General features: G+C 40.1%; 18 protein-coding genes. 14 read left to right on the top strand and 4 right to left on the bottom strand.

All coding sequences use genetic code 11. The annotated features are described in order from the left end of the window. Nucleotides 1-9 precede the first annotated feature (9 nt). The 4 genes from J1N51_RS04020 to J1N51_RS04005 all read right to left on the bottom strand — a co-directional run bounded on the left by J1N51_RS04020 (nucleotide 10) and on the right by J1N51_RS04005 (nucleotide 3,752). Entirely contained in the window at nucleotides 10-957 is a 948-nt protein-coding gene (locus J1N51_RS04020; protein ID WP_208832697.1) for a hypothetical protein, read from the bottom strand. A 244-nt stretch (nucleotides 958-1,201) separates the two neighbouring features. Beyond that, entirely contained in the window at nucleotides 1,202-2,359 is a 1,158-nt protein-coding gene (hemW, locus tag J1N51_RS04015) for a radical SAM family heme chaperone HemW (protein ID WP_208833313.1), read from the bottom strand. 84 nt (nucleotides 2,360-2,443) lie between these two features. Next, on the bottom strand, nucleotides 2,444-3,043 hold the full coding sequence (locus tag J1N51_RS04010) for an XTP/dITP diphosphatase (RefSeq protein WP_208832696.1): 600 nt from the start codon (nucleotides 3,041-3,043) through the stop codon (nucleotides 2,444-2,446). A gap of 127 nt (nucleotides 3,044-3,170) precedes the next feature. Next, nucleotides 3,171-3,752 carry a Fe-Mn family superoxide dismutase gene (locus J1N51_RS04005; RefSeq protein WP_208832695.1) on the bottom strand — a complete coding sequence of 194 codons (582 nt, stop codon included), beginning with the start codon at nucleotides 3,750-3,752 and terminating at the stop codon, nucleotides 3,171-3,173. A gap of 247 nt (nucleotides 3,753-3,999) precedes the next feature. Here J1N51_RS04005 and J1N51_RS04000 point away from each other — a divergent pair, with 247 nt between their 5' ends. The 14 genes from J1N51_RS04000 (at nucleotide 4,000) to J1N51_RS03935 (ending at nucleotide 24,389) form a co-directional block, all read left to right on the top strand. Then, nucleotides 4,000-4,344 (top strand): Grx4 family monothiol glutaredoxin, encoded by a 345-nt coding sequence (locus J1N51_RS04000; RefSeq protein WP_208832694.1) that lies wholly within the window; start codon nucleotides 4,000-4,002, stop codon nucleotides 4,342-4,344. 196 nt (nucleotides 4,345-4,540) lie between these two features. Next, a complete protein-coding gene (locus J1N51_RS03995) occupies nucleotides 4,541-6,163 on the top strand; it encodes an Lcl C-terminal domain-containing protein (protein ID WP_208832693.1) in 1,623 nt (540 codons plus the stop codon). Nucleotides 6,164-6,180: 17 nt separating this feature from the next. Continuing rightward, nucleotides 6,181-6,729, top strand: a complete 549-nt coding sequence (locus tag J1N51_RS03990) for an Lcl C-terminal domain-containing protein (RefSeq protein ID WP_208832692.1) — start codon at nucleotides 6,181-6,183, stop codon at nucleotides 6,727-6,729. A 109-nt stretch (nucleotides 6,730-6,838) separates the two neighbouring features. After that, nucleotides 6,839-7,627 carry a DUF2884 family protein gene (locus tag J1N51_RS03985; protein WP_208832691.1) on the top strand — a complete coding sequence of 263 codons (789 nt, stop codon included), beginning with the start codon at nucleotides 6,839-6,841 and terminating at the stop codon, nucleotides 7,625-7,627. Nucleotides 7,628-7,801: 174 nt separating this feature from the next. After that, complete coding sequence (locus J1N51_RS03980; RefSeq protein ID WP_208832690.1) at nucleotides 7,802-9,304, top strand: peptide MFS transporter; 1,503 nt, start codon at nucleotides 7,802-7,804, stop codon at nucleotides 9,302-9,304. Nucleotides 9,305-9,461: 157 nt separating this feature from the next. Beyond that, nucleotides 9,462-12,911: a hypothetical protein gene (locus J1N51_RS03975; RefSeq protein WP_208832689.1), complete on the top strand. Its 3,450-nt coding sequence runs from the start codon at nucleotides 9,462-9,464 to the stop codon at nucleotides 12,909-12,911. 136 nt (nucleotides 12,912-13,047) lie between these two features. Continuing rightward, nucleotides 13,048-14,055, top strand: a complete 1,008-nt coding sequence (locus J1N51_RS03970; RefSeq protein ID WP_208832688.1) for an NAD-dependent epimerase — start codon at nucleotides 13,048-13,050, stop codon at nucleotides 14,053-14,055. 22 nt (nucleotides 14,056-14,077) lie between these two features. After that, a complete protein-coding gene (locus J1N51_RS03965; RefSeq protein ID WP_208832687.1) occupies nucleotides 14,078-15,253 on the top strand; it encodes a nucleotide sugar dehydrogenase in 1,176 nt (391 codons plus the stop codon). Nucleotides 15,254-15,549: 296 nt separating this feature from the next. After that, nucleotides 15,550-18,255 (top strand): SLBB domain-containing protein, encoded by a 2,706-nt coding sequence (locus J1N51_RS03960; protein WP_208832686.1) that lies wholly within the window; start codon nucleotides 15,550-15,552, stop codon nucleotides 18,253-18,255. Nucleotides 18,256-18,259: 4 nt separating this feature from the next. Beyond that, nucleotides 18,260-19,315, top strand: a complete 1,056-nt coding sequence (locus J1N51_RS03955) for a Wzz/FepE/Etk N-terminal domain-containing protein (protein ID WP_208832685.1) — start codon at nucleotides 18,260-18,262, stop codon at nucleotides 19,313-19,315. A 1-nt stretch (nucleotide 19,316) separates the two neighbouring features. After that, nucleotides 19,317-20,435 (top strand): non-hydrolyzing UDP-N-acetylglucosamine 2-epimerase, encoded by a 1,119-nt coding sequence (gene wecB / locus J1N51_RS03950; protein ID WP_208832684.1) that lies wholly within the window; start codon nucleotides 19,317-19,319, stop codon nucleotides 20,433-20,435. 137 nt (nucleotides 20,436-20,572) lie between these two features. Beyond that, nucleotides 20,573-21,787: a UDP-N-acetyl-D-mannosamine dehydrogenase gene (wecC, locus tag J1N51_RS03945; protein ID WP_232842886.1), complete on the top strand. Its 1,215-nt coding sequence runs from the start codon at nucleotides 20,573-20,575 to the stop codon at nucleotides 21,785-21,787. Nucleotides 21,788-21,799: 12 nt separating this feature from the next. After that, nucleotides 21,800-23,020 (top strand): oligosaccharide flippase family protein, encoded by a 1,221-nt coding sequence (locus J1N51_RS03940; protein ID WP_208832683.1) that lies wholly within the window; start codon nucleotides 21,800-21,802, stop codon nucleotides 23,018-23,020. Then, nucleotides 23,010-24,389, top strand: a complete 1,380-nt coding sequence (locus J1N51_RS03935) for an O-antigen polymerase (RefSeq protein WP_208832682.1) — start codon at nucleotides 23,010-23,012, stop codon at nucleotides 24,387-24,389. The genes J1N51_RS03940 and J1N51_RS03935 overlap by 11 nt, the downstream gene beginning before the upstream one ends. The last annotated feature ends 3 nt before the right edge of the window (nucleotides 24,390-24,392 follow it).

The raw sequence follows: 24,392 nt of genomic DNA, 5'->3' as shown, positions 1-24,392 counted from the left end.
ATTTATTGATTAATTTGCTGTGCTAGTTTGGTTAATTCGCTGTTGACGTCTAACAAACAATAAGAACAAAAATAAGCTAACAAAACTAATAAGAGCGGGCTCGTTAACGTTAGTTGGGGCCTGAACCTGTGGAGCTAGAGAGGGGGCTAGGTTCATTGGCAAACTGGTGTTTTGCGACGAATATTGTGGCGTGTCATCGAGTAGGACGACCGCATAATCGCGATTAAACGAGGTAATATCTAGCACAGGTAAGTCGAATACCTTACTTGTTCCTGAGCCATAGTTGATGACTTTGTTATCACCTGCAGCCCACCAACTACCAGCGGAAGAAAAGTCCACTTCCGTTAATTTGAAATCCAACCCCTGAAACTTTGAGAATGAACGATTACTTTCGTAACCATTTGGCCCTGCCACCCATAGTTTGCCATCTTCTAAAGTCACCACCAAAAAATCATCATCATAGGAAGCAATATCAACTATTCTCTGAGTAAAGGTGTGCTTGGTGTTGTTTTTGTAATTCAAAACGCTGTAGTCACCAGCGGCCCACCAACCTCCTGTAGTTGAATAGTCGAGCATCTTCACTTCAAAGTCAGCATTGCGAAGTTGTGATAAAGAAGTATTACTGAGGTAGCCATGAGGACCTGCTAAATAAAACTCACCGTTATCTAATACCGCTGCGACAAAACGTTCGTTATAGCTGGTGATATCTAGAATATTACTTTCGAAGGTAAAGGTAGTGGAACTGTTGTAATTCATCAAAGTGTTTTGGCCAGCAGCCCACCACCCACCTGTGGTTGAGTAGTCAATCTGTCGAATTTCAAAATCAACAGAGCGGAATTTGCTAAGCGCACTTTCTTTATAATAGCCATTAGGACCAATCTGAACGATCAGAGACGCATAAACTGAGTTTGTTAAAGCCAGAGTAACAAGAGCAATTATTATTTTTATACTTTTCATATTGTTATTCACGTTTAAGAAAGCGCATGTAAAAGGTGGCTAACGACTTTTTACAAAATACTGATTATTTTTTAGTATTGCATACTAATTCAACAAAAGTCGCTAACTTTTTGACTAATATAATGGTTTATAAAAACAAATCAACCTGATTTGTAGCAAAATGATACATACGAATTTGTTGTTGTTTTGGTAGCTAAGTCAAAAAGCGAGCTGTTAGCCTTTGTTTTTAAGTCTTTGGCAAAAATTACAAAAACAAATCAACAAGGTTGTTGTAATAACGCAATCCTTGTTGAGTTAGTTGTAACTCAGCAGAGCGCGTGTCTTGATTGGAAGTGTTATTTTGATTGAGTAGACCTAACTCTACCGCTTTGCTTATTGCAGGTTCGACGGTCGAGCGCTCTAATCCGGTTCTTTGTTCAAACTCAGAAAGAGAGAACGGAGCTCTCAAACGCAGTCGATTCATAAAGTACTCAAACGGCAAGTCATCAGTCTCAACCTGCCATTGTTTATAGCGATAGGACTTTGTGAAGTCCATGTAACCTTTGGGGTGTTTGACTTTTTCGGTGCGAATGATGGTGTCTGAGTTTAAGTCGGTAATTTTGCCATGTGCACCACAACCTATTCCTAAATAGTCACCAAACTGCCAATAATTGAGATTATGTCGACACTGATGTTCCGGCTTAGAGTAGGCGGATATTTCGTATTGTTCGTATCCCGCTGATTTCAATAATTCGTGGCCTTGGGCCTGAATGTCCCACAATACTTCATCTTCAGGAAGCTCAGGAGGCTTCGAATAAAATAGCGTATTAGGCTCGATTGTTAGCTGATACCAGGATAGATGATAAGGCTCTAACGCAATGGCTTGTTTTAAGTCGGCAAGGGCTTGCTCGAGTGACTGATTTGGCAATCCATGCATCAAATCAAGGTTAAACGTCGCTACCGCATCATGGGCAAATCCCGCGGCTTTGAGCGCCTCTTCACTGTTGTGAATACGGCCAAGCTGTTTTAGTTTTTCTAATTCAAAACTTTGTACACCGATAGAAATGCGATTAACGCCCGATTTAGAAAAACCAGAAAACTTATTGGTTTCTAAGGTGCCAGGGTTGGCTTCTAGAGTGATTTCGATATCTTCTGCAAAAGGCACGAGCTCTTCAATGCCTTTTAGTAATCTATCCATCGCTTGTTCTGACAATAAGCTTGGCGTGCCACCACCAAAAAATATCGTAGATAAAGGCCGACCCTGAACAAATTCTAAGTCAGCTGCTAAATCGTCAAGCAGGTGTGAGACATACTCGGTTTCGGGAATGCCGCCTTTTAAGGCGTGAGAATTAAAGTCACAGTAAGGGCACTTTTGCACACACCAAGGAATGTGAACATATAAAGACAGTGGTGGAAGTTGCAAAAGACTCAAAAACTCATTCCTAATATGACTGTTTTGGCGATAACCAATTTTGTTAAAACAATAACTTTAGTGAAACAAAATAGGCTAAATACCCAGTTGTTTAAACTTTTCTAACAAGGCTCTGAGGGCTTGACCACGATGACTGCGCGCATGCTTTTCATCAGGACTTAGTTGCGCAGCTGTTTTGTTTAAATCAGGTTGAAAAAAAACAGGATCATATCCGAAGCCGTTGTCACCATGGCGTTCTGTTGTTATCACACCATCCCAGTATCCTTCACAGATCACAGGACAAGGATCATTGGCATGGCGCATAAAGACCAATACAGTAACAAATCGCGCCTGGCGCTGCTCCATCGGAACCCCGTCCAATTTACTCAACAACTTGTCAATGTTGGTTCCATCGGTTGCACCTGGACCGGCGAATCGAGCAGAGTATATTCCGGGTTTGCCATTTAACGCGGCAACTTCGAGACCAGAGTCATCAGCAATACAAGGTAAACCTGTCATTTCGGCAGCATGGCGGGCTTTAATAATGGCATTTTCGACAAAGGTGGTACCTGTCTCTGGGACGTCTCCGACATTATATTGCTTTTGCGGAACAACATTAAAACCCAACGGCGCCAACATTTCTTGTAACTCATTGACTTTACCTTGATTGCCGGAGGCTAATAACAACTCTTTCATTACCTTGTCCTATCTTTTATCCAAAAAAGCATTCCAAATGCGGTTCGCGCGAAGGGCGCATGATACAAAAAAAAACGCCAAGTTAATACAAACTTGGCGTCTTTAACGATCAGTTTACTAGAAACTATTATGCGAAGTTTTGATTCGCGAAGTCCCAGTTTACTAATGCCCAGAAACCTTTTAGGTATTCAGGACGTACGTTGCGGTAATCGATGTAGTAAGCGTGTTCCCACAGGTCAACAGTGATAAGAGGTGTAACACCTTCTTCAGTGATTGGCGTGCCAGCATTAGACGTGTTTACGATGTCTAAAGAACCGTCAGCTAATTTAACTAACCAAGTCCAGCTTGAACCGAAGTTGTTAACTGCTTTGTCATTGAATGCTTCTTGGAACTTCTCGAAAGAACCCCATTTTGCGTTGATTGCGTCAGCTACTGCACCAGTAGGAGCGCCACCGCCGTTCGGGCTTAAAGAATTCCAGTAGAACGTGTGGTTCCAGATTTGTGCTGCGTTGTTGAATACGCCACCTTCAGAAGTTTTAACGATTTCTTCTAGAGATTTGCCTTCAAACTCAGTACCACCGATTAGACCGTTTAATTTTACAACGTAAGTGTTGTGATGCTTACCATGGTGAAAGTCTAAAGTCTCTGCTGAGATATGAGGTTCTAATGCATCTTTAGCATATGGTAGTGCTGGTAATTCGAATGCCATAATGGTTGTCTCCGTTGGCTTTGTTTATGTTTATTGATAAAATCGACGGACTTGATTGATAACTCTCAAGTGTCCGTTTTGTATTTTATTTTAATGTGCTGGACTTGAAAAAGCCCAATCTGTTCATACTTAATAAGACTTAAAGATTGATTTTCAAGTCTAAAATTACAAAACGCCTTATTTTATTTTTAAGATCAGGCTTAAGTCTAGTCGTCGTGAAAAAAATTACCATTAAGTTGAGGTTACAATGGAAACCATTGAAAAAATTAAAAAACAGATCGCAGAAAACCCAATTCTTTTATACATGAAGGGCAGCCCGAAATTGCCATCATGTGGTTTTTCATCGCAAGCCTCACAAGCCCTAATGCAGTGTGGCGAACCGTTCGCATACGTAGATATTCTACAAAACCCAGATATCCGTGCTGAGTTACCAGCTTATGCAGAGTGGCCAACATTCCCACAACTATGGGTTGAAGGCGAGTTAATCGGCGGTTGTGACATCATCTTAGAGATGTTCCAAAAAGGCGAACTTCAGCCGTTAATTAGCGAAACAGCCGCTAAATTCAAAACTGAAGAAGACGCGTCTGAGTAATTTAGGCACTGCTTAATCATCGAATTAAACAAAAACCGACCTGATGGTCGGTTTTTTATTGGCGTAAGAATTGCTTTCAACAGATGACTAGTACTAACATTTATACGTAATTTTCGAGTAATTGTCGGTTACCAAAAAGCGTTTAGGTGCTTTTGTTGTTTTCCTTTGGTGTTGTATTTAAGGTGTTTGAACACGTATGAGATTATTTTCTGTCCTATTTTTTACTTTGCTGCTAACCGCCTGCGGTGGTAGTGAACCAGAAGGGCCGTCAGGCGCTAATGTTGCAAGTATTAACTTAGGCAGCGATATGGTGGTGGCAGAAGGGCAAGTGATTGCCATTACGGCAGTGGTTTACCCAACAGAAGGGGCGACGACGTGGACCCAAATTGAAGGGCCGGCTATTGAGGACTTTCCAACTGATGCAGCACTAGAGCTTAGTGTTTTAGCGCCACAAGTCGATGTAGATACGGATATTGTTATAGAGGTCGTTTACGTTGCACCAGACGGTCAAAGAGTTGACGATCAAGTTACAATCACGGTTAAAAATATTCCTCGCAACCCTGTAGCAGTCATAGATAATACCTCATCGGCCGTCGCACCGTATAAAACATTTGAGTTGATCACCTTATCAGGTAAAAACAGTTACGATACGGACGGCGAAGTTCGTGCTTATCAGTGGCGACAAATAGACACGCATATTCCGCTTCAGTTTTTCTCGGCGACCGACGGTGATACGGTAACCATTCAAGCGCCGTATGTAGAAGCGTTAACTCACTTTCAAATCGAACTAACGGTAACCGATAACTTCGAATTAATTGGTACCAACATTATTACCATTCCAGTCGCTGCTGCGGCAGGTACGGTCAGCCCGGATGCAGGCCAAGATCAGACAGTCAATGAGTTCTCTCTAGTAAAGCTCGATGCGTCTAACAGCTTCTCAGTCGACAATGTGATTTCTTGTACTTGGACACAAATTAGTGGCATCAGTGTTGACTTAATCAACGCTGACCAATGTATCGCCGAGTTTTATGCGCCCAATGTAGACATTACAGAAGCGCTGAGTTTTCAGGTTGAAGCAATCGATGGCAATGGCAACAGCTCTACGGATACGGTCAACGTCACCGTTAATCCACTTAATTTGGGGACATTACATGACACGGGTGTCGTTGATTGTTACGACGATGACGGTCTGATCCCTTGTGACAATGTGGATTATCCCAACCAAGATGCAGACTCAGGTCGCGACTCGGTCGCCAATGCAATAGATAAATACGGTGCAGGTGAAAAAACCTTCGATTTTACCAAATTTGACGTCAATGGCGATGAGCTAAGCAATGACGCGTTGGTGTTTAGCTGCGTCCGTGACAACTTCACTGGCCTCGTTTGGGAAGTGAAAGAGTCAAATGCATCACCTCAGTACAGTGCTTTGCGCGGAGTCGAGAACTACTATTCAATCGTTGACGAAGCTAACCCTGTGGGTTCATGTCCATCTGCTTATGTCTGTTCGGTCGAGGCCTATATTGAAGCGGTAAATGATCAGGCCTTTTGTGGCGGCGCCAACTGGCGACTACCGACTTATATAGAGTTAATGGGGATCATGGATTATGGCGACACAGATCAAAATAGCTTGTTACCTAATGAGTTTTTTCCATACGCACCTGACCGTGCTGCATTAAACCATATGTTTTATTGGGTATCGGATATTAATGTTGAAGGTGGAGGTGAGTTATTCAATTGGGTGCTCGACGTCAGCAATGGTGATGACTCAGCTATCAAATCTTCATCCTCCGCGTACGTTCGGTTAGTACGCCGCCCTTAATAGATAGAGTGAACCAAATGAAAAACATATCCAACTTTACCACTGTGATCATTCCGTCTTTCTTATCGACGTTACTTTTGAGCTTTAATCTGTTTGCAGAGCAGCGCTGTGAAACCGGAGATGAAACAACGCCAAGTGAGAATTTTATTACCGAAGGGATCAGTTCGGATTACGTGATTGACTCCACAACGGGGTTGGCATGGGCGCGTTGTGTGGTCGGTCAAACTTGGGATGCGACTAATGAAATGTGCGTCGGTGAAGCATTGAGGCTTACCTGGCAACAAGCTTTGCAAACCGCGACGGCATATTCGGCAGGAAACTTTGACGATTGGCGTGTTCCTAACGTAAAAGAGCTCGCTTCAATCGTTGAGCGTACCTGTGTTGAACCCGCAGCCAACCAAGCTATTTTTGCCAATACGCCAGATGAGCGTCACTGGACCTCGACCCCTAATACGAGCGCCAATAAACGCGATGAAGCTTGGTCTGTTGCTTTTTACAACGGCCGTATAGACAGTAATGACAAAAACGCAGATTACTACGTACGCATGGTAAGGTACGCTGAATAACTTGGCTTTTCATGTCACAAAACTGGACACTTAAGACTGAAATAGGTAAAACGCATTTGTAAAAGCGTTTTTATAAGAAGCCTTAAGTAGAGAGTATCTGGTCTAGTACATGGTTCATAAGTTCTTCATTATTTTGCTCATCGCAGGGGCAACCTTAATGCCTTTTGGCAATAAGTCGTTCGCCAATGAGTGCCACATTCGTTTAGAGCTTGGCTTGTTGATCTCACCCGATCACATCAGAGTAATGGAACGTGGCCGTACTCAGGTTCAAATAAACCACGATACTCAATTGTTTATTCGCGGCGAAATGATCGAGTTAACTGACCAAGAGCGGTTTTTACTCAAAGAATTCAGCCGCGGTCTACGCAAAGAATTACCAGAAATCGTTACCATTGCCATGGATAGCATGGATTTAGGCTTTGACGCCTTACAAAAAGTAATTACAGGTTTGGCGGGTACGGATGTATCACAAGAAACTCAAGCCCAGTTTTTATATTTACGAAATTCACTCCTCAAACGATTTTCTCGCTCTGGCGACAACTTCTATATTGCTCCGCAAGGAATGGACGAACTCGACGAGTTCTTCTCTGATGAGCTCTCGTCAAAAATCTCATCCGTAGTCACAGATTCACTTAATGTGATGTTAGGGGCAATGGGCCAAGCGTATCGAAGAAGTGAAGGAGCCGTCGAAGGCCAACAATCAGACTTAGATGACAGCGTTAACGAGTTAACCAATAACGTCGAACAAGCGCTGAAATACAACGCTAACCGCCTTGCACAAAAAGCAGAAGCGTTTTGTGAACGCTTTAAAACACTTGATAAAATCGAAGCTCGGCTACAAAATCAAATTCCACAACTCAGAAAATACGATATTCTGAGCAACCCAGGTGGTGACTAGCCAGCAATTTTGTTGCTTATTTATCCATTAGACCCTCATAACCTTGCAGAATCTCCGTGATGTCGGTATAAACCGGGGGTTAACATTTAAAACTGTACGTAAAATAGAAAAACAAAGCACATCTATTAATACAAAAAATATTACAACAAATATTAGAACAAAAAGGGGTTCACAATGAACAAACCTGTCGCAGCAGGGGAGATGTTAGGCCACCCTAAAGGCCTCTTCCTGCTATTCGGAACAGAAATGTGGGAGCGCATGAGTTACTACGGTATGCGTGGTATCTTCGTACTTTATTTATCAAGCCTTGCAACAGCAACGGCAATGGGCTGGGATATGGCGTACTTCGGTATCGACCCTCTGTCAGCAGATGCCCAAGAAGCTTACCAAAAAGAACTTCAAGCTAATGCCTTAAACATCCTAGGTTTATACGCAATGTTGGTTTACGTCACACCTGTACTTGGTGGTTGGATGGCCGACAACGTATGGGGCCAGCGTAAGTCCATCATCTTTGGTGGTGTGGTCATGATGTTAGGTCAATTCGCGTTAGGTACGCCGCATTCTGTGGTTGCTGGCTTTGAAGTAGAGATGATGTGGTTAGGCTTAGCGTTACTGATCATTGGTAACGGCTTCTTCAAACCAAATATCTCTACCATGGTGGGTGACTTATACGAAGAAGGTGACAAACGTCGTGATGCGGCATTCACTATCTTCTACATGGGTATCAACACGGGCTCTATTTTAGGTTATTTCGTCGTAGGTACAGTAGGCGAGAAGTTTGATTACCAATACGGCTTTATCGTAGCGGGTATCGGTATGTTACTAGGTGTGTTAATGCAATTAGCGCTATCAAACAAATACCTAGGTAACGTGGGTGTTGAACCTTCAGCAAAACAAACGAAAGGCTTAGACCAAGCTGCTGTTAACAAGCCACTAACACCAGAAGAGCGCGACCGCGTTAAAGTTATTTTAATCATGTCGTTCTTTACTATCGTATTTTGGGCTGGTTTTGAGCAAGCGGCAGGTTCAATGAACCTATTTGCTAAATACAAAACCGACCTAGTGTTCTTTGGTTGGGAAATGCCAGCATCATGGTTACAAGCGGTTAACCCTATCTTCATCATAATCATGGCTCCAATGTTTGCCGCGATTTGGTTAAAAATGGGTGAAGCTGAGCCAAACTCTCCTAAGAAGTTTGCCTTGGGTATGTTCTTCCTAGGTCTTGGTTTCATTTCTATGGTTGGTGCGGCTTTACAAATCGGTGACGACGAAAGCTTAAAAGCACACGTTATCTGGTTGGTCATGGCGTATATTTTCCACACCATGGGTGAGTTGTGTTTATCACCAATTGGTTTGTCAATGGTATCTCGCTTAGCACCACTTAAGTTCACATCACTACTTATGGGTATGTGGTTCTTATTCTCTGGCTTTGGTAACTACGCAGCTGCTGCAATTGGTAAACAAGTTGGTGATGCAGGTCCATTATCGACATTCGGTGGTGTTGCGATCATGGCATTTACCGCGGGTATCTGCTTATGGTTACTCAGTGACAAGCTGGTTGACTGGATGCACGGTGCCGAAGACTACGTAGCTGACGATTTAGAATCAAAAATCGAAGAAGAAATGTCAGTAGTAGGTACGCACGAAGGCACACAAGAAGAACACGTTAAAAACTAAGTTTTAACTTGTTTATAAAATTGATAAAGACCCAGCTTCGGCTGGGTTTTTTGACTCATGGTTTAAATTACTTTAGCATCCGACCAGTGGGTAGATTGTTCTGCTCAATATTTATAATAAATAAAACATAATTAACAATGTAAACAAGGATGTGGCTATGCACTCTAAAAGTGTAAAGGGCAGTATTTTTGCTGGTCTTTTATTATCAATAACTGCATGTGGCGGAGGCTCCGAGCCTGCCGCAGATAACAATACCAGTTCTTCAGCAGACAATACTAACAATAATTCAAGTACGACAAAGGTCGAACATCAAGTACGCGTTATTGACGGCTACATCAGAAATGCAATTGCTTATGTAGATTTAAACAACAATGGTACCTTTGACACAACCGAGCCAAATGCCTTGTCTGGAGAGGGAGGCGTTGCAACCCTTGATTTAACGGGTCTTGATCTTGAGCTTTCCACACTGGTGGTTTCTGTTTCGGTCCCTGAAGGAGCCGTTGATGAATCAACGATAAGTGACTCCAGTCCTACAGGTATACCTATTACTGCCGAAAATACGTTTGTCTTGGCTACGTTACCAGGAGAGCAAAACGCGACTCCATATACTTCAATCATAATGGCACTGGCCGCCGAAACTGGAGATTTAGTTGAAAGCCAAATCCATGTTGAAACCACTCTGGGTTTGACCGGAACTGAACTAAAGTCGGACTATATTGCAAGTGGTGATGAAGTACTTTCATTACTGGCAGAGTTGATTGTGAGTGCTCAAGTGATAGAGCCAACTAACTTAGGTCAAGTGTCAAAGTTTGACGCAGAGGTATCACTTCAGCTTACCAACCAACTAAAAGAACAAGTCGAAGACTCTATCGAAGCTAATACCTTTCAACAAAATAAACAAAAGATCACAACATCAGCACGTGTTCTTACCGAATCAGTACAGACTTTTATAAACGAAAACAAAACCACACTTTCTAGCTTAACCAGCGATCAGCTCTCAGCCCTTGTTGGTATATTTCAATTAAGTACTCAACGCACTATAGAACAAGCTACGTCTGACAACGAGCTGAGTAACTTAGCTGAAAAAGCGACTGCATTAAATGCGATTACAGCTAGTGCTATCTTAAGTCAACTGGAACAAGACCTTAACATCGAAAGTGGTATTGAACGCGCAGCGGTTGTTATTAATCTAATCAATGATGTTATTGATGGCGTTCTAGCATCTAACGGCGAATTAGATACAGACCAGACATTAGCCTTGACACAATTAGTGTTGGATTTAACACTGACCGAACTTCAAACAAGTTCAGATTCTGAGGTGACATTTGAAGCTGCAATTGAGGCACTGTCAGAGTCGTTGGTTACTATCGCTAACTCAGTAGTGGTTCAAATTAGTAAGGGCTTTGCTGTTAACGACCTTGATGGTGATGGTATCTTAAACAGCGAAGACGAAGACATCGATGGCGATGGCGTTCTTAATAAAGATGATGCTTTTGTCTATGACTCAACAGAATCAAAAGACATCGACCAAGATGGTATTGGTGATAATAAAGATAAGCTAATAGCCGTCAATGTTAATAATATTCAAGAACACAAGACAAGAATCTTAGGGAAAACCGAAGTTACATTTGCCGATGAAAACAACGTCTACGCAGCACAAAGCGATGGGTTGTTCATATTTAATAATGCATCTGAATTAGGCACAAACCCAGACTACAATCACGTGTTAAAAGCCGAATTTGAAGCGTTAAATATTGTTAAAACATTTTACATTCAGAAATTGTCATCAGGCGACTTTATTGTTGCGGGTATAAGAAAAGAGGACAAAGCCGACCGACGTTCACCGGTACCTTTCTTTGTTAGCATTACAAAAAATGACAATGCCTACGCAATCAAACACGTCAACACTGATGTTCAGATCAGTGACAATAGTGACACCTCTTCTGAAGGCTTCATACCTAACACTTTTGTGCTGTCTTCAAATGAAGAGATGCTATACGCCGTCATACACAACTTCCAACAAGTCTATATTGTGGGCTATCAATTACATAGCAGCCACGAAATGACCTATGTAAATCGTGTAGATGTATCCTATAGCGGTTTAGTGGATTACTACAAAAATTTAGCTCTAGACTATTCAGGTAATTTTATCTATTACACTACATCAGTAGGCTACGATTATCTCAACGGTGCGATCAGTGCAATTAAAGTGGACCCTTCTACCGGTTTTCTAAGCCTTTCAAATCACCAAGACGTGACTGAAGAAGATATCGGAAGCACCGTCATTGAAGCTTTTGGTATGGGCAAAATGTTGTTTGCAACTGCAAATGGCATTAATGTTATGACCATCAACGAAGAGTCTGGTCAATTGACACCAAGCCAAACTATTGCGAATGAAGTACCTTCTAGCCCATTATCCCTGTCTATTAACAGCAAAGGTGATCGCGCTGTACTGCAAGAATTTGGGCCATTAGAAGGAACAACAAAGATAAAGTCTTTCTCTGTTGATCAAAGTGGCGATTTAGTTCTAGCAGGTAATAATACGACAGTAGATTACTTATCGCCGATGACTTGGGCAGACGATGAAACTTCTATCGGCATTCAAGTTTTTTCAGGTCAGCGTGTTAAATATAACCACCAATCTCATACCGTCAAGGAAAGCCCGATAGGTTTACCTTATTTGAGTAGCACAACCAATTTAAATACTTCTGAAAACGGCTACTGGATGCTGAATTTATCAATTACAGCATACATAAACACTTCTGGACAAACGCCAGAAATAGCGCCGTTAAGAACAATATTTGACGTAGAAGAACATTCTCAATTGACGTTCAGAATGGGAGACCTAAATAGTTTAGGGCAAGCGATTCTGCCAAATGAGACTTTCAAAGATTCTCGCGTAAGTTTGATTACTTACGACGAAACCTCAAAAAGACTGTCACAAACCTTCTTAAAATCAGAACCACGGCTCGCAACAACATTTTATCAAGCATGGGTACTAAAGAATGATTTGGTTGTCCTGCTTTATCGTTCATACGAAAACTTCCAACCTCAATACCTTCTCGGCGTATTTGATATCCAAGATGGCTCATTAAAACTGCAAAGTGAAGTAGATATAACTAACTTCAGTGGTTTATATGGACAAAAGCTAATATCAAAAACGGACGACTCATTTAGTATTGGTTGGAGAGAGTTTACCCTTATTGACGGTCAGCTATATGAACTGTTCGAAACAACGGATAAACGCTGGACTCTTTATGAAGGCCAATTCCATATCGAAATCGCGGATACGGAGCAGTATCAAGTGTTCAAAAACATGGCTGATACATCAGAGTTAGTATTAACATCCAGTGTTGAGGCGGTTAAATCGATTTTTAAAGTCGATGAAGAGCACTTTGTGACTCACGAGTTGGTATCTGCCGATGAATCTAAGGTCAAGCTTAACAAACTAAATTCTGATGGCAGCCTCGAGTTGGTTTCAGAAGTGACGGCTAAAGGCAAAAGTAACGAGCAAGTTCTAGAACGAGCACCTAATGGTCAAACGTTTTGGATCATAGACACAGAAATCGAACAAAAAGTAATTAAATTCGATATTCCAAAGCTATAACTCTTAACAGTTTTAGCATTAAAAAACCCAGCTTAGTCTGGGTTTTTTATTTTTAACAAAACTCTCACTATTAATTTTTTTTTAGCAAGGCTACTATAGCCCTAATTTATAGAATTAGCGTTGATACGGACATTTAATGAAGTATTTAGTTACCGGTGCCGCGGGTTTTATTGGGTTTCATACCGCGCAGCAGCTGTGCGAACAAGGCCATCAAGTTATCGGAGTCGATAATTTAAACGACTATTATGAAGTTTCGCTCAAAGAAGCTCGTTTAGAACAACTTGCGCCCTATTCAAACTTCGAGTTTTTTAAGCTAGACATTGCTGATAGAGAGGCGATTGCAGCCTTATTTGAACAGCAACAATTCGATATTGTCATCCATTTAGCGGCTCAAGCTGGTGTTCGTTATTCTCTAGAAAACCCTTTTGCTTATGCCGACTCTAATTTAACAGGGCATTTAAGTATTTTAGAAGGGTGCCGCAACAATCAGGTTAAACACTTGGTTTATGCGTCTTCTAGTTCCGTGTATGGATTAAATTCACAAATGCCGTTTAGTTGCGAACACAGTGTTGATCATCCAATTTCACTGTATGCGGCGACCAAAAAGTCTAATGAGTTGATGAGCCACAGTTATTCTCATCTATACAATTTACCAACCACAGGTTTGCGCTTTTTTACGGTTTATGGCCCTTGGGGACGTCCTGATATGGCGTTGTTCAAATTCACTAAAAAGATCATGAACGGTGAACAAATCGACATCTACAATAATGGTCTACTAAGTCGAGATTTCACCTACATTGATGACATTGTTGAAGGTGTATTAAGAGTAGCCAACAATATTCCAGAGCCAAATCCAAACTGGAACCCTGAGACAGGTTCAGCCAAACAAAGCTCTGCGCCTTACCGATTGTTTAATATCGGTAATGGTCAGCCCGTAAAACTTTTAGACTTTGTTGACGAGTTGGAATCTGCCCTGTCGGTTCCGGTTAAACGCAACATGATGCCAATGCAGCCAGGAGATGTTTATAAGACCTGGGCTGAAACACAAGATTTATTTGACGCAATAGATTACCAACCACAAACCAACCTAAAAGAGGGTGTTGCTAAGTTTGTTGAGTGGTACCGTGCGTATTACAAAAATTAAATTTAAAGATAGGGAATTCTAAGTGAAGAGTTTTAACATTGCGGTTGCTGGGACTGGATATGTGGGTTTATCAAATGCGTTGCTACTGGCCCAACACAATAAAGTGGTGGCGGTTGATATCCTTGAAGATAAGGTAGCGTTACTTAATGACAAAAAAAGCCCAATTGTCGACGCTGAAATTTCAGACTTTTTGGCAAATAAAGACATCGACTTTACTGCAACGACGGACGCTGAGCTAGCCTACAAAGACGCAGACTTTGTGATTATCGCTACTCCTACTGACTACGATGTAGAAACAAATTATTTTAATACCAGCTCTGTTGAGGCGGTGATTAAACAGGTAACACAGATTAACCCTTCGGCTGTAATGGTGATTAAGTCGACTGTTCCTGTTGGGTATACCGCAAAAATCAAACAAGAGCTTGATAATCAACAAATCATCTTTTCGCCTGAGTTTTTAAGAGAGGGTAAAGCCCTTTACGATAATTTATATCCATCTCGTATCATTGTGGGTGAGCAATCAGAGCGGGCTCAAACGTTTGCCAAGCTACTTGCTCAAGGCGCGATTAAACAAGACCCAGAAGTACTGTTGACTAACTCAACCGAAGCGGAAGCTATTAAACTTTTCTCAAATACGTATTTAGCAATGCGAGTGGCTTACTTTAATGAGTTAGATAGTTATGCAGAAATTCATGGATTGGATTCGCGCCAAATCATAGAAGGGGTAAGTCTAGACCCAAGAATTGGTAACCACTACAACAACCCTTCGTTTGGTTACGGCGGCTACTGTCTGCCAAAAGACACCAAGCAGTTACTAGCCAACTTTAACAAAGTGCCACAAAACCTGATCCGTGCCATTGTTGATGCCAATACGACTCGTAAAGACTTTGTTGCTGATTCGATCATCGCCAAACAGCCTAAAAAAGTAGGCATGTATCGACTGATCATGAAAGCTGGTTCGGATAACTTCAGAGCATCAGCGATTCAAGGCATCATGAAGCGTATCAAAGCCAAAGGTATCGAGGTTGTGGTGTATGAGCCTGTGTTAGACGAAGAAGATTTCTTTAACTCTAAAGTCATTAAAGATCTTGCTAAATTTAAACAAACCTGCGATGTGATAGTTGCGAATCGCATGGTAGAAGAGTTGAGTGATGTTGTGGACAAGGTTTATACCAGAGATTTGTTTGGTAGCGATTAATATTGTTAGCGCATTGGAAAAAAGAAATAATTTGTTGTTCAAAATTAAATCAAATAATATTTTAGGAAATCCCAGCTTTGCTGGGATTTTTATTTTTTATTTAATAAGTTGACGTCTGTTTGGCTAAATTATAGGTAATTTAATTACATTTTTAACAAATTCACAGGTGCATTTAGAGCCCTATTCAGTTAGTATGTGCGTCCGATTTTTGGTAAGGGAATACATCCAAATAGCTTCCTTTTCCAAACCCAACAAAAGTTTTTAAATTAAGTCATTAAATTGGTTGAGGATTTTATATGTACAGGGCCTTTTTGAAAGGGGTGTTATCAGTTACAGCGGTATTGACACTCACCTGCGCACCATTAGTCACCGCACAAATTTCGACGACACCGTCAGCGGCACAAATCGAACAATTTAAAAAACTTCCAAAAGCTCAACAGCAAGCGCTAGCAAAGCAGTTTGGTATTGATTTAAATGCATTAGAAAGCTCTCCGTCAAATACTACTAATACGCAAGTCAAGCCAGAGCAGCAGTATTTAAACTCCAACGCAACAGCTGTTGATGATGCACTTTTGAGCCAAGCGATAGAAATGCGTCAAAAAAATGTTAACGAATTACGCCCATTTGGTTATGAGATGTTCAAAGGCATGCAGGGCGCTTTTGTGCCTAGTGGTACCGCAAGCGTTCCAGCTGACTATGTTATTGGACCAGGGGATAGTTTAGAAATTAACCTATATGGCAAACAGTCTTCGTCCCAAGTAGTTACCGTGGATAGTGAAGGAAAAATTACCTTTGCTGAATTACCACCACTTAATGTAGTTGGCTTAACCTACTCAGAGGTTAAACAACGCATCGCTGAAGTTGTTGAAGTCAGTATGATCGGGATTAAGTCATCGGTTTCTATTGCTGGCTTGCGTAATATACAAGTGTACGTGGTTGGCGATGTTAAAAATCCGGGGGCGTATCAGTTATCAAGCTTGTCTACAATGACCAATGCGTTGTTTATTTCCGGAGGACCGACAGAAGTTGGCTCTTTGCGAAATGTCGAACTAAAACGAGCGGGTAAAACAATCTCTAAGCTAGACTTATACAAGCTTTTCACTCAAGGTGACGTGTCTGCAGATCAAAGATTACAGGAAGGAGACGTAGTTTTTGTAAATGCAATCAATGCTCAAGTTCAAGTTTATGGTGAAGTTCGTCGCCCAGCTATTTACGAGCTTTCTGATAACACAAAAATTTCTGATCTTATTGAGTTAGCTGGAGGTCTTACTTCCCTTGCTTATCCTAAAAACATCTTAGTGACTACCCTTGATAATAATTATCAACGCGAAGTTAGACGCCTAGATTTAACACAAAAACAATTTGATTACGTTGCTAAAGCGGGCGATATCATTCGCGTGTTACCTATCTCACAACAATTCAGTAAAGTAGTTCATGTTGGTGGTGCAGTGTCGCGCCCAAGCAGTTATGCATTTTATGATGGCATGACGCTCAGCGAACTTATTAAAAGTAAAGACGACTTGTCACCTTCAACGGATATGAATTATGCGCTTGTTGTTTCAGAACTGAGTGAAGGCGGAATTGAGTTACAGCAATTTAAGCCTAAAGCTTTGTTTACACAAAACTCATTACAATTAAAAGCGAATGACATTGTATTGTTCTTTAATAAATACGATGAAAGTGACTTCCGTTCCGCTAATTTGAGTAAGCGCCAGTATTTTAACGATAAGTTAAATGACATTCCTGATCTAACCACTAACGAAAAAATTGATTTAGCCAACAGTGCTAAAGAACAAGCGACCAGTTTACTTGCTAATCAGTGGTTAAAACAAAATGTCAACGCCCTGCAATCAGAGAGTGGTTTAAACTACCTTTACAAACTAAAAACAGGTGATTTACAAGCACAACAAGAAGCGCTGGCATCAACTAAAAGCTTATCTCGTCAAGATTTGATTGTGCCGGTTATAAAACTGTTAGAAGCTAATGTTTTACCGGGTCATTTAGTCGCTACCGTTGAAGTCACGGGCGAAGTGCATTTCCCAGGTGTATATCCAATTTCGGAGTCTGCAACGATTGTTGATATTATCTCTGCTGCAGGCGGAGTAACGGAATCGGCTAATATGGAACTGGCCGAAATCTCAAGAACCCTTTATCAAGCTAAAGATGCGTCCAAAGAACACATCCAGTTTTCAATCAGTGCCGCATTAAACGATGAAGGCCATAACAATCTTGCATTGCAACCCAAAGATGTAGTCAACGTGTTCCAGCAAGCTAATTGGCAAAAAGAGTCAAAAATTACTATTGCAGGTGAAGTCGCTTACCCAGGTACTTACACAATCCGTGAAGGTGAAGGTTTAGCAGCTGTCTTAGAAAGGGCCGGTGGTTTAACGCAATTTGCCGCGCCTCAAGCTGCATTTTTCACTCGTGTTTCTCTAAAAGAGATGGAGCAGCGCCAAGCACGTGACTTAGCTCGTAACCTGAGTAAGGAATTGGCATTCAAATCTATCTCATCTAGTTATGGTTCAGTTGCAGTAGGTGAAGTACAGACATTAGTTAATCAACTTACCACAGTTGAAGGTGTCGGACGTCTCGTAATTGATTTAAATAAAGTCATTAATGAAACCACTTATGACATTCAACTTGAAGATGGTGACAAATTAATGGTACCTACTTACCGCCGTGAAGTTAATGTTATAGGCGAAGTTCAAGTTGCTACTTCCCACGTCCACAATGAAAGTTGGAACTTAGAAGACTATCTACAAAGTAGTGGTGGTTTGCGTCAGCAAGCTGACGAGGATCGCGTTTATGTTATTCGAGCCAATGGCCTGGTTGAAGTACCTGATTACACTTGGTTAGGTGTTAACGAAACCAGGATTAATCCAGGTGATACGATTGTCGTTCCTTTGGATGCAAACTACACAGATAGACTTACATTATGGGAAAAAGCTACGTCAATTTTTTATCAGTTGACGGTTGGTTTAGCTGCGTTGGGTAGGTTATAACAAAATGAATGACATGAATGAAAGTGAAATCCAAAGGTTAGAAAAAAAGATATCAGAATTGCAATTTAATTTAGAAGGGAAATGGGCGAGTACGAGACCAGTACAACAGTCACAGGTGGAACTAGTCAATGAAAACGAAATAGATATCGCAAAACTGGCATCGGTCATTTGGCAGGGTAGAGTTAAAATTATAATGCTAACAGTATTTATAACAATTGTGTCTGTGTTATATGCCTTATCACTACCGAATATATACACTTCTACCATAAAGTTAGTTCCTTCTAGTCAAGATAGTGAAGGGGGGCTTTCTTCATTGGCATCCAAGTATGGTGGATTAGCGTCTATGGCTGGTATTGACTTAGGTGGTAGTGGGGAAAGTAATTCAGTTGCCCATGCAGTTGAGCTGATGAAAAGCTGGCCCTACCTCGAAGAGTTTGTAGAAAGTAATGACCTTAAAGTTACTTTAATGGCAACTAATGGATGGAGTCGAGATTCAAATAGGTTGCTTTATGACGAATCGGTCTATGATTTAACGACAAAAACTTGGAAGATGAAAAGTACTTGGTTTAGTGATAAATTAAAATCGGCAGAACCCACAAGTTATGAGACCTATCAAAAAATAAAAAAAGATATACTTGATGTAAATTTTGACGAAGAACTTGGTATTTTTAGTATTTCTATAAATCATTTTTCACCACAAGTAGCTTACGAGCTCACTGAAAGGTTAAAAGACAGTATTAACAACTACTTTAAGTTGCAAGATAGAAGAGAAGCACTTGCAAGCATTGAGTTTTTAGAAAGAAAAATTGAGTCAACAAATAATGCGCAAATGAGAGAAGTGTTTTATTCAATGATTGAGTCTCATACCCAAAAAGTTATGATGACAGAGGTAAATAAAGAGTATTTGTTAAAAACTTTAATTCCCGCAAAGAAACCTGAACCCGATAATAAAACAAAACCGAAACGTGCGATTATTGTAGGTTTCGGTGTATTCATGGGACTATTTTGGGGCACTATATTGGTGTTTCTAATAAACTTTCGCAGTAAAAAAGAAGTGTAAAATGAAAAAGATATTAACAGTGTTTGGTACGCGACCTGAAGCGATAAAAATGGCACCACTAGTTAAATCATTAAATAGTGATAGCCGCTATGAAGCTAAGGTATGCGTTACCGCTCAACATAGAGAGATGTTAGACCAAGTATTAGAACTCTTTGATATTATCCCGGATTTTGATCTGGATTTAATGAAAGAAGGGCAAACGCTACCGGATATAACAAGTCGTATTCTTTTAGAACTTACACCAGTGTTAAAAACTTTTAAACCAGATGTTGTATTAGTACATGGTGATACAGCTACTACATTTGCAGCTAGCCTAGCTGCATATTATGAACAAATCCCTGTGGGGCATATTGAGGCTGGTCTTCGGACTGGGAATATATACTCTCCTTGGCCAGAGGAGGCGAACCGCAGGCTTACAGGAGCTATTACAAGTTATCATTTCGCGCCTACTAATACTTCAAAACAAAACTTGTTGGCGGAGAATATCAATAGTAAAAATATATTTGTGACAGGAAATACTGTCATAGATGCATTGCTGTTAGTCAAAGAAAAGGTTGAAACTGATGCGACTTTAAAAACCAAAATGGAATTTAATTTTCCATTTTTAAATAATAATAAAAAATTGGTTTTGATCACCGGACACCGACGAGAGAGCTTTGGTGGGGGATTTGAGCGTATATGTTCATCACTAAATGAATTAGCGCTTAAATATCCTGATGTTGTTTTTTGTTACCCTGTACACCTTAACCCAAACGTACAAGAGCCAGTTAACAGGCTTTTGGCAAACCTATCAAATGTGTATTTGATAGAACCTCAGCAATATTTACCTTTCGTATATTTAATGAATCGAGCAGACATTATATTAACAGACTCTGGCGGGATTCAAGAGGAAGCACCAAGTTTAGGAAAGCCAGTACTAGTTATGAGGGAGACGACTGAACGTCCGGAGGCTGTAGAGGCCGGTACCGTGAAACTTGTAGGAACAGACGTGGAGAAAATTGTTAGTCAAGTTTCTTTGTTACTTGATGACAAAACACATTATAAAGCTATGAGTGTGGCTCACAACCCATATGGTGATGGTAAAGCGTGCCGCCGTATTTGTGATGTTTTGGCGCGGTAGCCGCATTAAATTATACGATTTAGTTAAAATTTTATTAGGGAATTAAAGTGTCAATTAATAATGAGTTAGTAAATAAAAGCCTTTTTGAAACAATATCGGTAGTAGGCTTAGGGTATATCGGTTTGCCGACAGCAGCTATGTTCGCATCTCGTAAGAAAAAAGTGGTGGGTGTCGATGTTAACCAACAAGCCGTTGACACGATTAATCGCGGTGAAATACATATAGTCGAGCCAGATCTTGACGACTTAGTACACTCTGCAGTTACAAATGGCTTTCTGAGTGCTACCACTACCCCTCAAGCCTCGGATGCATTTTTAATAGCTGTGCCAACACCATTCAAAGATAGCAATAACAATCAAAAGGAAATACCAGTACCAGATTTAAAATATATAAAAGAAGCGGCAACTGCAATTGCCCCAGTTTTGAAAAAGGGTGATTTAGTTATTTTAGAGTCAACTTCTCCCGTTGGTGCAACAGAACAGATGGCTGAATGGTTGAAGGAAATTCGTAAAGATCTTTCATTTCCTCAAGATAACAATGATAGTCCCGACATTAATATCGCACATTGCCCTGAAAGAGTTTTACCAGGCCATGTTGTACGCGAATTAGTTGAAAATGACCGCGTAATTGGTGGGATGACCGAAATGTGCTCACTTAGAGCTGTTGACCTTTACAAAACGTTCGTGGAAGGTGAGTGCGTAGTCACCAATGCAAGAACAGCAGAAATGGCTAAATTGACAGAAAACTCGTGTCGTGATGTTCAAATTGCATTTGCTAATGAACTTTCAGTAATATGTGACAAACTAGATATAAATGTTTGGGAGCTTATTTCTTTAGCTAATCGTCACCCACGAATAAATATATTGCAACCTGGTCCAGGTGTAGGCGGTCATTGCATAGCTGTTGACCCTTGGTTTATAGTAAGCAAAACTCCAAACGAAGCTCAGCTAATCCATACTGCACGTAAGGTCAATGATAGCAAACCAAATTGGGTTGTAGATAAAGTTAAGCAAAAAATAGCGGAGTTTTTGATAGCGAACCCTAATAAGCGAGCTTCAGAAGTAACGATTGGATGCTTTGGCTTAGCTTTTAAGCCTGACATAGATGATTTGAGGGAGAGTCCGGCACTTAACATAGCGGAGGAAATAGCAAATTTCCACCCTGGCCGTGTGATCGGAATAGAGCCTAATATTAAAAAGTTATCGACGAGCTCTCCATTAGAGTTAGCATCAATCGATACTGGTATTACAAAATCAGATATCGCTTTAATTCTCGTTAATCACAAAGAGTTTTATACTGTAAATTTCCAGAGTTTGGAGTTTCTTATCGATACTAAAGGTATGGTTAATTAGTATAGTCATCTAATGAAAAAAAAACTCATATCTTTTGGACTAGGGGAAGCTATTGCCAAAGGTCTGAATATTCTTCTTATACTAATACTTCCTTTTTTTGCAGACATAGAAGATTTTGCACTCATTACCTTACTTATAGCAGCTGAGCAATTTTTGCTCAGCGTTACATTGATGGGTAACAACACGGTTGCAATTAGGTTTTTTTCTAAGTTTAAATCCAAGCAAGGAGTATTCCACCGAACAATATTATTGGGTAGTGTTAGAAGGGCTTCATTAGTTACCATTGCAACCCTCTTAATAATTCTATCTTTTTTAAACGTAGATGGTGGGAGGGATAGCTACCTGCTTATCGCTTTATCTATGCCATTACTTGTTTATATTGAAGTTGAAGTCGCTATTTACAGAGCGAAAGGGATATTAAAAAGATATATATTAACTCGCGTTCTCTATAGCGCGTTACGGTTTTTGTTAACTCTTACCTTTGTTATGACTTACTCAGGCCCTGCATCTTATGCTTTATCTGTAATTACAGCAGCATTCATAGTTTGGCTTTGTTTGTTGTACTTTGAACCTTCTTACGGAGCAACAAAACGTCCTAAAAAGCTTGATTATTTATTGGCAAGGTATTCAGTTCCACTTGGTTTACAAGCGGTTATTGCTGTAACCTATACAATAGTCGACAGATTTATGTTAGACCAATTTTTAGATAAAAGTGCAGTGGCAATATATTCTTTTTCTTCGACTTTAGCGATGGCAATGTTTTTTTTCGCAAGTGTAGTTGTAACGGCACTGTTGCCAGGAGTATATGAGAACTCGATTGACATTGAAAAGAGTCTACTGAAGCTAAAGAAACTTATTTTTCAAATAATTATATTATTCGTCCCTAGTTCGATTATTACGATTATAGTCTTTATCTTGTATACAGATTTTATATCACCTCAATATGCATCAGGTCTTATGTGCTTATTAGTTATCAACTTTTCTTTGTATGTACACCTAGGATATTTATACTCATTTTATAAATTGAACCTGTTCAAAAGTATTAAGTTTGTGCCTGTTGTGGGCGGGATTGCTTTGGCTTTCAATGTGCTTTTAAACTTAAAGTTAATCCCGAGTTATGGTATTGAAGGAGCGGCAATTTCTACTCTATTAAGTGAACTTTTGTCTTTTTTATTTTTGTATGTGGCTTCAATTCAAATGCATAAGAATAGAGTAAGAAAAAATGTTAGTTAAAAAGTCTGAGCTATTCAGTTTGATTTTTTTATGGTTTATCAGCTTAACTTCATTCGCCCTTTCAAATGAGTTAGTCAAAGAGTATTCATATCTTTTATTTCTTGCTTGTGCAACTACCGTAGTCATTGTAATAACCCTACGTGGTGACTTGTGTCACTTTATGACTCCTTCAATATTAGCCTGCTTATATATTTCAGTGTCTTTCACACTTGGGGCATTTGCTTTTTCTCAAGGTTATGTATTAAGAAATACACCTAATTATGAAAACTTTCGAAGTTGGGAATTTATCAATATTAGCACCTTCTATATGTTAGTTATGATTACTCTATTGTTTTCATTTAACGTGTTGTTTGAAAGCCCTAAGATTGACTCTATTTTAAAGAGGATACGAGGACCAAAGCTTTTATACAAACATCGCCTAAAGTCTTACTTAGTAATATATTGTTCACTTGCATTACCTTTTATTTTTATGGCAATGATACTTGGTAGTGAGCAAGGTAGTGGTTTTGAAATAATTCCTAAAACTATCGCATGTTTAGCTGTTGTATCTTACTTAGCGTTCAACAAAGTACGATACAGAGGAGGAGTTTATATACTTCTGATTATGCTCCTAGCGTTTATTTCCGTTGATAGTAAAAGGGAAGCTGTGTTCCTAATCTTTCCAATGCTTTTTTTAGAATTCGCTATTTCTAAGCAAAAGCTTAATACCGTACTAATTTTTAAAGTGATTGTAGCTTTAGTATTTTTAGGAGCTTTGATTATATCGATGTCGCTAGTTAGGGGATACGGGAATTTTGAACAGGTAAACTCGATTATCACTGCGCTGCCATTTATATTTAGCTACATGTCCTCTGAAAGCTTTCTCGCTGCGTTTTTCAATAACATAGAAGTCAATTACACATATTATCATTCACTACAAGCCGTTGAATACATTATCAATGATTTCAGTTTGGTTTCGGCCGGTTCTACAATTATCAAAGTGTTATTTGTATTTTATCCGAGGGAGTTAGGGGATATTAAACCGAGTAGCATAATAGATCTATACACCACATATCATGATCCTACTTTTAGGGCAATTGGTGGGTCTTGGCCGGTTAACTTTTTTTCAGAACTTTTTTGGAATTTTGGCTACGTTGCTCCAATTTTTGGAGTGTTGCTGTTTGGCCTTATAGGTAAGCTTTATATTGCTTTTCTCAGAATTGTCGAAGAGCAAAAAGTAGCCCTAATTGCACCTACGCTTTTTATTTATATGAATTTTTTGACATATGTAAGAGGGAGCGGATTGGATATGTACTTTGTTTTTAGTTTGATTTCTCTTTTTGTATGCATTTTGGCATACTTCATTTTTTACATATTAGGGAAGCAGTAAAAG

The sequence above is a fragment of the Psychrosphaera ytuae genome, from assembly GCF_017638545.1.
In the GTDB taxonomy this organism is placed as follows: Bacteria; Pseudomonadota; Gammaproteobacteria; order Enterobacterales; family Alteromonadaceae; genus Psychrosphaera; species Psychrosphaera ytuae.
The sequence above is the reverse complement of the archived record's forward strand: the minus strand, read 5'-3'. Positions and strand labels throughout refer to the sequence as shown.

Coding starts and splice junctions, on each gene's coding strand:
- J1N51_RS03935 (WP_208832682.1), top strand. CDS start 23,010: ATGTTAGTTAAAAAGTCTGAGCTATTCAGTTTGATTTTTTTATGGTTT.
- J1N51_RS03970 (WP_208832688.1), top strand. CDS start 13,048: ATGAAGTATTTAGTTACCGGTGCCGCGGGTTTTATTGGGTTTCATACC.
- J1N51_RS03975 (WP_208832689.1), top strand. CDS start 9,462: ATGCACTCTAAAAGTGTAAAGGGCAGTATTTTTGCTGGTCTTTTATTA.
- J1N51_RS03940 (WP_208832683.1), top strand. CDS start 21,800: ATGAAAAAAAAACTCATATCTTTTGGACTAGGGGAAGCTATTGCCAAA.
- J1N51_RS03985 (WP_208832691.1), top strand. CDS start 6,839: ATGGTTCATAAGTTCTTCATTATTTTGCTCATCGCAGGGGCAACCTTA.
- J1N51_RS03960 (WP_208832686.1), top strand. CDS start 15,550: ATGTACAGGGCCTTTTTGAAAGGGGTGTTATCAGTTACAGCGGTATTG.
- J1N51_RS03990 (WP_208832692.1), top strand. CDS start 6,181: ATGAAAAACATATCCAACTTTACCACTGTGATCATTCCGTCTTTCTTA.
- J1N51_RS03955 (WP_208832685.1), top strand. CDS start 18,260: ATGAATGACATGAATGAAAGTGAAATCCAAAGGTTAGAAAAAAAGATA.
- J1N51_RS04000 (WP_208832694.1), top strand. CDS start 4,000: ATGGAAACCATTGAAAAAATTAAAAAACAGATCGCAGAAAACCCAATT.
- wecB (WP_208832684.1), top strand. CDS start 19,317: ATGAAAAAGATATTAACAGTGTTTGGTACGCGACCTGAAGCGATAAAA.
- J1N51_RS04005 (WP_208832695.1), bottom strand. CDS start 3,752: ATGGCATTCGAATTACCAGCACTACCATATGCTAAAGATGCATTAGAA.
- wecC (WP_232842886.1), top strand. CDS start 20,573: ATGTTCGCATCTCGTAAGAAAAAAGTGGTGGGTGTCGATGTTAACCAA.
- J1N51_RS04010 (WP_208832696.1), bottom strand. CDS start 3,043: ATGAAAGAGTTGTTATTAGCCTCCGGCAATCAAGGTAAAGTCAATGAG.
- J1N51_RS03995 (WP_208832693.1), top strand. CDS start 4,541: ATGAGATTATTTTCTGTCCTATTTTTTACTTTGCTGCTAACCGCCTGC.
- J1N51_RS04020 (WP_208832697.1), bottom strand. CDS start 957: ATGAAAAGTATAAAAATAATAATTGCTCTTGTTACTCTGGCTTTAACA.
- J1N51_RS03980 (WP_208832690.1), top strand. CDS start 7,802: ATGAACAAACCTGTCGCAGCAGGGGAGATGTTAGGCCACCCTAAAGGC.